Origin of the sequence: Ornithinimicrobium avium (assembly GCF_003351765.1) — a bacterium.
Classification (GTDB): domain Bacteria; phylum Actinomycetota; class Actinomycetes; order Actinomycetales; family Dermatophilaceae; genus Ornithinicoccus; species Ornithinicoccus avius.
Genome location: NZ_CP031229.1, coordinates 420,462 through 433,115 on the forward strand (window position 1 = coordinate 420,462; position 12,654 = coordinate 433,115).

General features: G+C 74.1%; 12 protein-coding genes. All 12 read left to right on the forward strand.

Annotation, left to right across the window (positions count from 1 at the left end; all coding sequences use genetic code 11):
- Positions 1 to 11 precede the first annotated feature (11 nt).
- The 12 genes from pyrR (at position 12) to coaBC (ending at position 12,640) form a co-directional block, all read left to right on the forward strand.
- Positions 12 to 560 carry a bifunctional pyr operon transcriptional regulator/uracil phosphoribosyltransferase PyrR gene (pyrR, locus tag DV701_RS01960; RefSeq protein ID WP_229574864.1) on the forward strand — a complete coding sequence of 183 codons (549 nt, stop codon included), beginning with the start codon at positions 12 to 14 and terminating at the stop codon, positions 558 to 560.
- Entirely contained in the window at positions 557 to 1,489 is a 933-nt protein-coding gene (locus DV701_RS01965; protein WP_114926850.1) for an aspartate carbamoyltransferase catalytic subunit, read from the forward strand. The genes pyrR and DV701_RS01965 overlap by 4 nt, the downstream gene beginning before the upstream one ends.
- Entirely contained in the window at positions 1,486 to 2,832 is a 1,347-nt protein-coding gene (locus DV701_RS01970) for a dihydroorotase (protein ID WP_228255163.1), read from the forward strand. Before DV701_RS01965 ends, DV701_RS01970 begins: the two co-directional genes overlap by 4 nt.
- Positions 2,829 to 4,007, forward strand: coding sequence for a glutamine-hydrolyzing carbamoyl-phosphate synthase small subunit (gene carA, locus DV701_RS01975; RefSeq protein WP_114926851.1), 1,179 nt, complete (start codon positions 2,829 to 2,831; stop codon positions 4,005 to 4,007). Before DV701_RS01970 ends, carA begins: the two co-directional genes overlap by 4 nt.
- Positions 3,994 to 7,338 carry a carbamoyl-phosphate synthase large subunit gene (carB, locus tag DV701_RS01980; protein WP_114926852.1) on the forward strand — a complete coding sequence of 1,115 codons (3,345 nt, stop codon included), beginning with the start codon at positions 3,994 to 3,996 and terminating at the stop codon, positions 7,336 to 7,338. Before carA ends, carB begins: the two co-directional genes overlap by 14 nt.
- A 23-nt stretch (positions 7,339 to 7,361) precedes the next feature.
- Entirely contained in the window at positions 7,362 to 8,168 is an 807-nt protein-coding gene (locus tag DV701_RS01985; RefSeq protein WP_162802751.1) for an iron-sulfur cluster-binding protein, read from the forward strand.
- Positions 8,165 to 8,974, forward strand: coding sequence for a beta/alpha barrel domain-containing protein (locus DV701_RS01990; RefSeq protein ID WP_114926854.1), 810 nt, complete (start codon positions 8,165 to 8,167; stop codon positions 8,972 to 8,974). The genes DV701_RS01985 and DV701_RS01990 overlap by 4 nt, the downstream gene beginning before the upstream one ends.
- A gap of 247 nt (positions 8,975 to 9,221) precedes the next feature.
- Positions 9,222 to 10,064, forward strand: coding sequence for an orotidine-5'-phosphate decarboxylase (pyrF, locus tag DV701_RS01995; protein WP_228255164.1), 843 nt, complete (start codon positions 9,222 to 9,224; stop codon positions 10,062 to 10,064).
- Between the two features lie 133 nt (positions 10,065 to 10,197).
- Positions 10,198 to 10,515 (forward strand): integration host factor, actinobacterial type, encoded by a 318-nt coding sequence (gene mihF / locus DV701_RS02000; protein WP_202863604.1) that lies wholly within the window; start codon positions 10,198 to 10,200, stop codon positions 10,513 to 10,515.
- A 59-nt stretch (positions 10,516 to 10,574) separates the two neighbouring features.
- The gene (gene gmk, locus DV701_RS02005; protein ID WP_114926856.1) at positions 10,575 to 11,132 is read left to right on the forward strand and encodes a guanylate kinase; all 558 of its coding nucleotides are present in this window, start codon (positions 10,575 to 10,577) and stop codon (positions 11,130 to 11,132) included.
- A gap of 4 nt (positions 11,133 to 11,136) precedes the next feature.
- On the forward strand, positions 11,137 to 11,400 hold the full coding sequence (gene rpoZ, locus DV701_RS02010; protein WP_114926857.1) for a DNA-directed RNA polymerase subunit omega: 264 nt from the start codon (positions 11,137 to 11,139) through the stop codon (positions 11,398 to 11,400).
- A 16-nt stretch (positions 11,401 to 11,416) separates the two neighbouring features.
- The gene (gene coaBC / locus DV701_RS02015; protein ID WP_114926858.1) at positions 11,417 to 12,640 is read left to right on the forward strand and encodes a bifunctional phosphopantothenoylcysteine decarboxylase/phosphopantothenate--cysteine ligase CoaBC; all 1,224 of its coding nucleotides are present in this window, start codon (positions 11,417 to 11,419) and stop codon (positions 12,638 to 12,640) included.
- Positions 12,641 to 12,654 lie beyond the last annotated feature (14 nt).

Consider the following 12,654-nt stretch of genomic DNA (forward strand, 5'->3'; position numbering starts at 1 on the left):
TCCCAGGACGTGTGGTCCTGAGCAGCGACGACATCAACCGCGCCGTGCGCCGGATCGCCCACGAGATCCTCGAGGGCAACAAGGGCCCGCAGGACCTGCTCCTGCTGGGCATCCCCACCCGTGGCGCGCACCTGGCCCGCCGCCTCGGCGAGGCGCTGCTGCAGGTCGAGGGGACCGAGGTCCCGGTCGGCTCGCTCGACGTGACGATGTACCGCGACGACCTGCGCCGCCAGCCCACCCGGGCCGTGGAGCCCACCGACATCCCCGGGGACGGCGTCGACGGCAAGGTGGTGGTCCTCGTCGACGACGTCCTCTACTCCGGCCGCACCGTGCGCTCCGCCCTCGACGCGCTGGCCGACCTGGGCCGGCCGCGGGCGGTGCGCCTGGCGGTGCTCGTCGACCGCGGCCACCGCGAGCTGCCGATCCGCGCCGACTACGTCGGCAAGAACCTGCCGACCTCGCACAGCGAGCGGGTCATGGTGCGCCTGGTCGAGCACGACGGCGAGGGCACCGAGGGCGTGCGGATCGCGGGCCCGGCCGACGGGGGAGCAGCCCGGTGAAGCACCTGCTCTCGATCGCGGACCTGTCGCGCGAGGAGATCCTCTCCGTCCTCGACACCGCGGTGTCGATGCACGAGGTCCAGCACCGCGACGTCAAGAAGCTGCCGACCCTGCGCGGCCGCACCATCATCAACTTCTTCTTCGAGGACTCCACCCGCACCCGGTCCAGCTTCGAGATCGCGGGCAAGTGGCTCAGCGCCGACACGATCAACCTGACCGGCAAGGGCACCTCGGTGTCCAAGGGTGAGAGCCTGCGCGACACCGTGCTGACCATCGACGCGATGGGCGTGGACATGCTCATCGTGCGCCACCCGGCCAGCGGTGCCCCGGCGCAGATCGCCGACTGGGTGGGCTGCTCGGTCGTCAACGCCGGCGATGGCACCCACGAGCACCCCTCGCAGGCGCTGCTCGACGCCTACACGATGCGGCGCGCGCTCGGTGACCTGGAGGGCCGCCACGTCGCGATCGTCGGCGACCTGACCCACTCCCGCGTGCTCCGTTCCAACCTGCTGTGCCTACGGCGGCTGGGGGCGCAGGTCACCCTCGTCGCGCCGCCGACCCTCATGCCCAGCGGGATCGTCGCGTGGGCGGGCGCGGACGGCTTCGCCACCTCCTACGACCTGGACGAGGTGCTGCCGACCGTCGATGCGGTGATGATGCTGCGGGTCCAGCGCGAGCGGATGAGCGGCGGCTACTTCCCGACCGCCAGGGAGTATGCGGTCACCTACGGGCTCACCCCGCGCCGCCTCGCCCTGCTGCAGGACCACGCCGTCATCTGCCACCCGGGGCCGATGAACCGGGGCCTGGAGATCTCCGCCGACGCCGCCGACGCGGCCCGGTCCCTGGTCCTGGACCAGGTCTCCGCGGGCGTCGCGGTGCGGATGTCCATCCTCTACCACCTCCTCGCCGGGGAAGGGAGCGAGCAGTGAACGCGCACAAGAGCACCAGCACCCCGCCCCCGGTGCTGATCGAGGGAGCCGACGTCCTCGGCCAGGGCGTCCAGCACGTCCTCGTCGTCGACGGACGCGTCGCCGCCCTCGGCGCCGACGCCGCCGACGGGGCGCCGGAGCGCACGCAGCGCATGCACGGGGACGGACTGGTGCTGCTGCCCGGCCTGGTCGACCTGCACACGCATCTGCGCGAGCCGGGGCGCGAGGACGCCGAGACCGTCGAGTCCGGCTCGCGCGCGGCGGCCGCCGGCGGGTTCACCGCGGTCCTGGCGATGGCCAACACCGACCCGGTCACCGACACCGCCGAGGTCGCCGAGCGGGTCCACGACCTGGGCCGCCGCGCCGGCTACGTCGACGTGCACCCCGTCGGCGCCGTGTCCAAGGGCCTGGCCGGCGAGGAGCTGGCCGAGCTGGGCCTCATGGCCCGCTCCCGCGCCCGCGTCCGGGTCTTCTCCGACGACGGCCGGTGCGTGCAGGACGCCCGTCTCATGCGCCGCGCGCTGGAGTACGTCCGTTCCTTCGACGGCGTCATCTCCCAGCACAGCCAGGACCCGAGCCTGGCCGGCCCGACCGCCTGCTGCCACGAGGGCGAGCTGTCCGGGCGGCTCGGCCTGCCCGGCTGGCCAGCCGTCGCCGAGGAGACCGTCGTCGCCCGGGACGTGATGCTCGCCCGCCACACCGGCTCCCGCGTCCATGTCGCCCACGTCTCCACGGCGGGCAGCGTCGAGGTGATCAGGTGGGCCCGGGCGCAGGGCATCGACGTGACCGCGGAGGTCACCCCGCACCACCTCATGCTGACCGAGGAACACCTGGCCGGCTACGACCCGGTCTACAAGGTCAACCCGCCGCTGCGGCCGACCGAGGACGCCGAGGCGCTGCGCGAGGCGCTGGCCGACGGCACCATCGACGCGGTCGCGACCGACCACGCGCCGCACGTGCGGCAGGACAAGGAGCACGCCTTCGTCGACGCGGCCTTCGGCATGCTCGGGCTGGAGACCGCGCTGCCGGTGGTGAGCACCCTGATGGTGCGCACCGGACGGATGAGCTGGTCCGACGTCGCCCGCGTGATGTCCACCGCCCCGGCTCGCATCGCCCGCCTGGGCACCCAGGGGCACGGGATCGCCGTCGGTGCCCCCGCCAACCTGACGCTGGTCGACCCGGCCCGCGAGCACACCGTCGACGCGGCGCTGTCCCAGTCGCTGTCGCGCAACAACCCCTGGCACGGCCGCGAGCTCGTGGGTGCGGTGCACCTGACGATGCTGCGCGGGCGGGTCACGGCCCGGGAGGGTCTGGTGTGGGGTGCCGAGGAGGAGAACGAGTGAGCGAGCACCGCATACCGAAGGAGGCCGTCCTGGTCCTGGAGGACGGGCGGACCTTCCGCGGCGAGGCCTACGGGGCGCTCGGCACCACGGTGGGCGAGGCCGTCTTCGCCACCGGGATGACCGGCTACCAGGAGACGCTCACCGACCCCTCCTACCACCGGCAGGTGGTCGTGATGACCGCCCCGCACATCGGCAACACCGGCATCAACGCCGAGGACCGGGAGAGCGAGCGGGTCTGGGTCGCCGGGCTCGTCATCCGCGACCCCGCCCTGCGCCCGTCCAACTGGCGCTCCCGGGGCGATCTCGAGGACGGGCTGCGCCGGGCCGGAGTCGTCGGCATCAGCGGCGTCGACACCCGTGCGGTCACCCTGCACCTGCGCGACCGGGGCGCCATGCGCGCCGGGATCTTCTCCGGCGAGGCGGCCGCCGCCACGCGCGAGGAGATGGTGCGCACGGTCACCGAGGCGCCGGTGATGACCGGGGCGGCGCTCGCCGCCGAGGTGACCACCCAGCACCCCTACGTGGTCTCGCCGCCGGAGGGCACGCCGACCCGGTTCACCGTGGCCGCGCTCGACCTGGGCATCAAGGGCCGCACCCCCGCGCTGCTCGCCGCCCGCGGCATCCGCGTGCACGTCCTGCCCTCCACGAGCACCTTCGAGGAGGTGCTCGCGACGCAGCCCGACGGCGTGTTCTTCTCCAACGGTCCGGGCGACCCCGCCACGGCCGACCACGAGGTCGGTCTGCTGCGCAGCGTGCTGGACGCCGGCCTGCCGTTCTTCGGCATCTGCTTCGGCAACCAGCTGCTCGGGCGGGCGCTGGGCCTGGGCACCTACAAGCTGGCCTTCGGCCACCGCGGCATCAACCAGCCGGTGCTCGACCGGTCCACCGGCAGGGTGGAGGTGACCGCGCACAACCACGGCTTCGCGATCGCCTGGCCGCAGGGGGTCCCCACCGACCAGGCGGCGGACACGCCGTACGGCCCCGTCCGCTGCTCCCACGTCGCCCTCAACGACGACGTCGTGGAGGGGCTCAGCTGCGAGCAGGTCCCCGCCTTCTCCGTGCAGTACCACCCCGAGGCGGCCGCCGGCCCGCACGATGCGGAGTACCTCTTCGACCGGTTCGTCGACATGCTCACCGGCCACCAGCAGCAGGAGGACACCCGTGCCCAGGCGTGAGGACATCAGGAGCGTCCTGGTCATCGGCTCCGGGCCGATCGTCATCGGCCAGGCGGCGGAGTTCGACTACTCCGGCACCCAGGCCTGCCGCGTCCTGCGCGAGGAGGGCGTCCGCGTGGTCCTGGTCAACTCCAACCCGGCGACGATCATGACCGACCCCGGCGTTGCCGACGCGACCTACGTCGAGCCGATCACCCCCGAGATCGTCGAGTCGATCATCGCCAAGGAGCGTCCCGACGCGGTGCTGGCGACCCTGGGGGGCCAGACCGCGCTCAACACCGCCGTCGCGCTGCACGAGGCCGGTGTGCTGGAGAAGTACGACTGCCCCCTCATCGGCGCCAACGTGCGCGCGATCCAGCTGGGGGAGGACCGGCAGGCCTTCAAGGGCGTCGTCGAGACGTGCGGCGCGGAGAGCGCCCGGTCGACGATCTGCCACACCATGGACGAGGTGCTCGCGGCCGTCGAGGAGCTGGGCTACCCGGTCGTCGTACGCCCCTCCTTCACGATGGGCGGGCTGGGCTCCGGCTTCGCCCACGACGAGGGGTCGCTGCGCCGGATCGCCGGCGCCGGCCTGCAGGACAGCCCGACCACCGAGGTGCTCCTGGAGGAGTCCATCATGGGGTGGAAGGAGTACGAGCTGGAGATCATGCGCGACCACGCCGACAACGTCGTCGTGGTCTGCTCGATCGAGAACCTCGACCCGATGGGCGTGCACACCGGCGACTCGATCACCGTCGCACCGGCGATGACCCTCACCGACGTGGAGTACCAGCGGCTGCGCGACATCGGGATCGCGGTCATCCGAGAGGTCGGCGTGGACACCGGCGGCTGCAACATCCAGTTCGCGGTCAACCCCGAGGACGGCCGGGTCATCGTCATCGAGATGAACCCCCGCGTGTCGCGCTCGTCCGCGCTGGCCTCCAAGGCGACCGGCTTCCCGATCGCCAAGATCGCGGCCAAGATGGCGCTCGGCTACACCCTCGACGAGGTGCCCAACGACATCACCGGCGTGACGCCGGCCAGCTTCGAGCCGACGCTGGACTACGTCGTGGTCAAGGTGCCGCGCTTCGCCTTCGAAAAGTTCCCCGCGGCCGATGCGACCCTGACGACCACGATGAAGTCGGTGGGGGAGGCCATGTCGCTGGGCCGCAACTTCACCGAGGCGCTGCAGAAGGCGCTGCGCTCGGTCGAGCGCAAGGGCAGCTCCTTCCACTGGCGCGAGGAGGAGATGCCCACCGCCGAGATGGCGCACGCCCTCCTGGCGCAGGCCACCACCCCCACCGACGGGCGCCTGGTGCTCGTGCAGCAGGCGATGCGCGGGGGGTGCACGGTGGAGGAGGTGCACGAGGCCACCGGCATCGACCCCTGGTTCCTCGACCAGATCGAGCTGATCAACCAGGTCGCCCAGGAGGTGCGCGACCACGCCCGGGCCGCCGACGGCGGCCGGCTGACGCCGGCGCTGCTGCGCCGGGCGAAGCGGCACGGCTTCTCCGACGCCCAGCTGGCCGAGCTCAGCGGCATGTCCGAGGCCGTCGTGCGCGGCGTACGCCACGCCCTGGGCGTGCGGCCGGTCTACAAGACGGTCGACACCTGCGCCGGCGAGTTCCGGGCCCTGACGCCCTACCACTACTCGACCTACGACGAGGAGACCGAGGTCGCCGCCCGGGAGCGACCCGCGGTGATCATCCTGGGCTCGGGCCCCAACCGGATCGGGCAGGGGATCGAGTTCGACTACTCGTGCGTGCACGCGTCGATGACGTTGCGCGAGCACGGCTTCGACACGGTCATGGTCAACTGCAACCCGGAGACGGTCTCCACCGACTACGACACCTCCAGCCGGCTCTACTTCGAGCCGCTCACCCTCGAGGACGTCCTGGAGGTGGTGCACGCCGAGCGGCAGGCCGGACCGCTGGCCGGAGTCGTCGTCCAGCTGGGCGGCCAGACCCCGCTGGGGCTCGCCGCAGCGCTCAAGGCCGAGGGCGTCCCCGTCGTGGGCACCTCCCCGGAGGCGATCGACCTCGCCGAGGACCGTGGTGCCTTCGGGCGGGTGCTGGCCGAGACCGGCCTGGCCGCCCCCCGGCACGGCACCGCCTACTCCGTCGACGAGGCGCTCGAGGTGGCCCACGAGATCGGCTACCCGGTCCTCGTGCGCCCCTCCTACGTGCTCGGGGGACGGGGTATGGAGATCGTCTACGACGACGACTCGCTCGCCGGCTACGTGGGCCGGGCCACCCAGGCCAGCCCCGACCACCCGGTGCTCGTCGACCGCTTCCTCGACACCGCGGTGGAGATCGACGTCGACGCGATCTACGACGGCAAGGACCTCTACGTCGGCGGCATCATGGAGCACATCGAGGAGGCCGGCATCCACTCCGGCGACTCGGCCTGCGTGCTGCCGCCGTTCACCCTGGGCCGCTCCGAGCTGCAGCAGGTGCGCGAGGCGACCCACCGCCTGGCCGAGGCGATCGGCGTCCGCGGGCTGATCAACGTCCAGTTCGCGCTCGCCCAGGACGTGCTCTACGTGCTGGAGGCCAACCCCCGGGCCAGCCGGACCGTGCCCTTCGTGGCCAAGGCCACGGGCGTGGCCCTGGCCCGGGCGGCGGCGCGGGTGATGCTCGGCACCACGGTCGAGCAGCTGCGGGCCGAGGGCGTGCTGCCCCGCGAGGTGGACGGCGGCGCGCTGCCGGCCGACGCGCCGTTCGCGGTCAAGGAGGCGATCCTGCCCTTCCGCCGCTTCCGCACCCAGACCGGTGAGGCGGTCGACTCCATCCTCGGACCGGAGATGCGCTCGACCGGCGAGGTCATGGGCATCGACGCGGGCTTCGGCGCGGCCTTCGCCAAGAGCCAGCTGCGGGCCGGCTCGGGCCTGCCCCTGGAGGGCACGGTCTTCGTCTCCGTGGCCAACCGGGACAAGCGCTCGATGATCTTCCCGGTCAAGCGGCTCGTCGACCTGGGCTTCACGGTGATGGCCACCGAGGGGACGGCGGACGTGCTGCGGCGCAACGGCATACCCGCCGAGGTGGTGCGCAAGCACAGCCAGGGACGGGGTGCCGACGGTGAGCCGACCGTGGTGGACCGGATCGCCGCAGGCGAGGTCGACATGGTGATCAACACGCCCTCGGGGCGGGACTCGCGCGCCGACGGCTACGCGATCCGCGCGGCGACCACGAGCCTGGACCGGCCGATCATCACCACCGTGCAGCAGCTGGCGGTGGCGGTCCTGGGGATCGAGGCGATGCGCGAGGGGTCGCTGGACGTGACCTCCCTGCAGGAGCACGCCGCCGCGCTGGACCTCTTCGGCCGCGGCCCGGCCGGTCTCCGGACGGACTGACCGGGGCCGAGACGATGGGCACGATGACCACGGGAGGCCCGCCGGCGGTCCCGGCGACGACCGGGGTCGTCACGACGGTGCGCGCGGCCGGTGCCTACGACGTGGTCACCCTGACCGTGCCCGACGCCGGGACCTGGGCCGCGGCACGACCCGGCCAGCTGGTGGTGGTGCCGGTGGACCCGACGCGGGGCAGCGTGCTGCCCGAGGTGCACTGGCTCGCCGGCGTGCACGCGGACCCCGTGCACGGCACCAGCCTGGAGCTCGTGCTCGACGCCGGGAGGGACACGGCGCCGGGCGAGGCGATCCGCCTCCTCGGACCGCTGGGGCGGGGATTCTCGCCGCCCTCGACGCCGGTGCCCGTGGTCCTCGTCGGCCACGAGGCCGGTGCGCTCCCGCTGCGGTGGCTGGTCACGATGGTGCGCCAGCGCGGCTGCACCGCCCACGTCGTGCTCAGCGCCGCAGACCCGGAGCGGCACCTGGACCTGGTCCACCTGCGCCGGCACGCGCGGGCTGTCGTGCTGGCCCTGCCGGAGGACCTGCCCGCCGCCCTCGAGCGGGTCCTGGACGCCCCCGACGTCGACGCGGCGGTCGTCTACGCCGCCGCCCCGGTCCCGGTCCTGCGCGAGGTCGCGGGGCGCGCGCTGGCGCGGGGGCTGCCCGTGCGGGCCGCGGCCCTCGACCTGGACGGGCCGGGGCCGGTCTGCGGGACCGGCCTGTGCGGCGGGTGCGACCTGGAGGTGCCGGACGCGGCCGGCACCCGGGTGCTGCGACCGTGCCTGGAGGGCCCCGTCGTGCCCGGGGAGCTGCTCGTCGAGGAGGCCCGCCGGTGAGCCGCGCCCCGGCGGCGCAGCTGCCGCGCGTACTGCTCGGTGCCGGTGCCGTGACCGACCCGCGCGCGCTGGCCCGCTTCGGGGACCTCCACGGCGTGCCGCTCACCGTCGGCCCGGTCGAGGCCGGCTCGCGCCGCCCCCGGGCGGGACGTCCCCGGGTGCACGCCACCGGGGTCGGGGGCGTGGACCACGACGACCTGCGGGCCGTCTCGCTGGCGGCCGCGCGCGAGACGCTCTCGTGGGCGTCCGGCCGCGGCCTGAGCGCCTGCCTGGCGGTGCGGGGCGCGACGACGGGTGACCTGGCCGCGGTCGTGGACCAGGTGCACCGCAGCCTGGAGGGGGACTGCGTGGTCCTCGTCGAGGTCGACCTGCGCGGCGCCGACGACCAGACCGTGCTGCGCTCGATGGCACGGGTGCGTGAGGCCGCCCCCCGCGACCAGCTCCTCCTCGCCCGGCTCGACGTCGCGGGGGCCGACCTCGTGGCGCGCGCCAGGGCGGCCGTCGGCGGTGGTGCCGGCGCGGTCGTGGTGTCCGGGCAGGTGCCCCTGGGCCCGGGGCGCTGGTGGTCCGGACCCTCGACGCACGCGCTGACCCTCGCCGGGCTGCGGGTCCTGCGCGAGGCCGCCCGCGAGCAGCGCTGGCCCGGTGCCGCGCTGGTCGCCGCCGGTGGCATCCACGGCCCGGGCCCGGCGCTCGCCGCCGTGTCCGAGGGTGCCGAGGCGGTGCAGCTCGGCACCGCCCTGTGGGCCGACCCGACGCTGCTGTGGCGGGTCCGGGACGCGCTCGGGGCCGGTGCGGCACGGTGAGGCGTCCGACGTTCACCGCGGCAGGGGCGTCGCCGCGGTACAGACGACGTCCTGCACGTCGTGCGACGTCGGTAGCGCTGCATCTCGTGCAGCACCTTGCCTGTCCCGACCGCGTGCCCTGCGCCACCCGGCCGGACGCCGAGGCGGGCCTGCCTCGGACCGTGGACCCGCGCGGCACGCCATACCCGAGCACGCCCCGGAGGGGCGACAGCCCCGCGCGCACCACCGACCACGACCGGAGGACCCCGTGACCGAGCACTTCGGAGCCAGACTGGCCGCCGCGATGGACCGGCACGGTCCGCTGTGCGTGGGGCTCGACCCCCACGCCCACCTGCTCGCCGCGTGGGGGCTGCCCGACACGCCCGAGGGGCTGCGCAGCTTCAGCGCGACGGTCCTGGAGGCGGTGAGGGGCGAGTGCGCGGCGATCAAGCCCCAGTCCGCCTTCTTCGAGCGGCACGGCGCGGCCGGAGTGGCGGTCCTGGAGGAGGTGCTGGCCGCCTCCCGCGAGCGCGGGCTGCTCACCGTGCTCGACGCCAAGCGCGGCGACATCGGCTCCACCATGGGCGCCTACGCGCAGGCCTACCTGTCCGACGGGGCGCCGCTGGCCGCCGACTCGGTGACCCTGAGCCCCTACCTGGGCTACGGCTCGCTGCGCCCGGCCGTGGACCTGGCGCGGCAGACCGGGCGCGGCGTCTGGGTGCTGGGCCTCACCTCCAACCCGGAGGGCGCCGGCGTCCAGCTGGTCGGGAGCCCGACGGTCGCCGCCCGGGTGCTCGCCGAGGTGGCGCAGGACGACGCGGGCCTCGAGCCGTTCGGCGACGTGGGGGTGGTGGTCGGGGCGACCCTGGACCCGGACGACCTCGCCGCGGCCGGGGTGGACCTCGCCGGTGCCGGGGCGCCGGTGCTCGCCCCCGGCGTCGGTGCCCAGGGAGCCGGCGCCGAAGACCTGGCGCGCACCTTCGCCGGACTGACCGAGCGTGTCCTCGTCCCGGTCAGCAGGGGGGTGCTCGCAGCCGGTCCCGCACCGGCTGACCTGCGCCGGCAGGCCCGCGAGCTGACCGCAGAGCTGCGGGCCGCGCTGCGTCGCTGACCTGCGGTGGAGACCGGCTGCGCCGGTGCCGTCCACCGGGGGTCCGGGTTGGCAGACCCGTGCCCGAGTCGGTAGGTTCGCAGGTACGCGGACGTGCTCGTCCGCAGCAGACCCGCACACCGAGGAGTTGAGCGTGGCACTTCCCCAGCTGACGCCCGAGCAGCGCGCGCAGGCGCTCGAGAAGGCCGCCGCGGCGCGCAAGGAGCGCGCGGCCGTGAAGAACCGCCTGAAGAACGCGCAGGGGTCCCTCAAGGAGGTCGTCCAGCAGGGGCGGACCAACGACGTCATCGGCAAGATGAAGGTCTCGGCGCTGCTGGAGTCGATGCCCGGCGTCGGCCGGGTGCGCGCCCGTCAGGTGATGGAGGAGATCGGCATCTCCGAGAGCAGGCGTGTCCGCGGCCTGGGCGCCAACCAGATCGCCCAGCTCCTCGAGCGCTTCGGCGAGAGCTGAGCACCCGGCCAGCGCCCGCCCGGCCGTCGGACGCCCAGACGGCCGCCGACCGGCGTCTCGTGGTCCTGGCCGGTCCGACCGCGGTCGGCAAGGGCACGGTGGCGGCGTACGTGCGCGAGCACTACCCGCAGGTCTGGCTGTCCGTGTCCGCCACCACCCGCCGGCCCCGCCCCGGCGAGGTCGAGGGGCGGCACTACCACTTCGTCGACGACGCGGAGTTCGACCGGCTCGAACGGGACGGACAGCTGCTCGAGTGGGCCGTCGTGCACGGTCGGGCCCGCTACGGCACGCCCCGCGAGCCGGTCGAGGAGGCGCTCGCCCACTGCCGCCCGGCCCTGCTCGAGATCGACCTGCAGGGTGCCCGGCAGGTGCGCCGGGCGATGCCCGAGGCACTCTTCGTCTTCCTGGCCCCGCCGTCCTGGGAGGAGCTGGTCAGCCGGCTCGTCGGCCGAGGTACCGAGAGCGAGGAGGAACGGGACGTCAGGCTGCGCACCGCGCGCACCGAGCTGGCCGCCGCGGAGGAGTTCGACGTGACCATCATCAACGACGATGTCGCCCGGGCCGCCGAGCACCTCGTATCATTGATGGTTGACCCCACCCCAGCAAAGGAACCGTGAGAACGTGACCGGCACCATCGCCCATCCCGACGGCATCACCAACCCGCCGATCGACAGCCTCCTGGAGCGGGCCGACAGCAAGTACGCCCTGGTGATCTACGCGGCCAAGCGGGCTCGCCAGATCAATGCCTACTACGCCCAGCTCTCCGAGGGCCTGCTGGAGTACGTCGGGCCGCTCGTGGAGGCCGAGGCCACCGACAAGCCGCTGTCGATCGCCCTGCACGAGATCGACCAGGGCAAGCTGCACACCAGCTCGCCCGAGAGCTGAGGGCGGGGGGCAGGACGTGCGGGTCGTCCTCGGCGTCGCAGGCGGCATCGCGGCCTACAAGGCGGCCCTCGTCCTGCGCCTGCTGACCGAGGCGGGGCACGAGGTGACCGTGGTGCCCACCGCCGCGGCGCTGCGCTTCGTCGGCGCCCCGACCTGGGAGGCCCTCAGCGGCCGCCCCGTCTCCAGCGAGGTCTGGGACGACGTCCCGGAGGTCAAGCACGTGCGTCTGGGGCAGGAGGCCGACCTCGTGCTCGTCGCACCGGCCACCGCCGACCTGCTCGCGCGGGCCGCGCACGGGCTGGCCCACGACCTGCTCACCACCACCTTCCTGACGGCGCGCTGCCCGGTGGTGCTGGCCCCGGCCATGCACACCGAGATGTGGCTGCACCCCGCCACCGTCGCCAACGTCGCCACGCTGCGCGAGCGCGGCGTCACGGTCGTCGAGCCCGACTCCGGCCGGCTCACCGGCACGGACTCCGGTCCCGGACGCCTGCCTGACCCCGAGCACATCGTCGCGGCGGCGATGGCCGCCCTGCACGGCCCCGCCACCGACGACCTCGCCGGCCGTCACGTCGTCGTCTCCGCCGGGGGCACCCGGGAACCGCTGGACCCGGTCCGCTTCCTGGGCAACCGCTCCTCCGGCAAGCAGGGGTATGCCGTGGCCGCCGAGGCCGCGCGCCGCGGCGCCCGGGTGACGCTCGTCTCGGCCAACGTCGCGCTGCCGACGCCTCCCGGCTGCGAGGCGGTCCAGGTGGGCACCGCCCTGGAGCTGCAGGAGGCGGTCGAGGCCGCCGTGGACGCCGGGGACGTGGACGTCGTCGTGATGGTCGCCGCGGTCGCGGACTTCCGGCCCGCGCACTACGCGCAGAGCAAGATCAAGAAGACGCACGGCGAGGGCGACGAGAGCGCTCCGGTCATCGAGCTGGTGCGCAACCCCGACATCCTCGCAGGCCTGGTGCAGGACCGCGCCGGCGCAGGCCGGCCCTTCATCGTCGGTTTCGCCGCCGAGACCGGTGACGGCACCGGCGACGTGCTCGAGCTGGCCCGCGACAAGCTCCAGCGCAAGGGCTGCGACCTGCTCGTGGCCAACGAGGTCGGCGTGGACAAGGCCTTCGGGCAGGACACCAGCACCGTGCACCTGCTGCGGCCGGACAGCCAGGAGGCCGTGACCGTCGGCCCGGCGACCAAGGACGTCATCGCGACCGCCATCTGGGACGTCGTCGCGGCCGAGCTGGGCTGAGCGTCCGCAGACCG

Bases quoted from the DNA above. Each gene is read 5' to 3' on its own strand.
- DV701_RS01985 (WP_162802751.1), top strand. From the start codon at position 7,362: ATGACCACGGGAGGCCCGCCGGCGGTCCCGGCGACGACCGGGGTCGTC.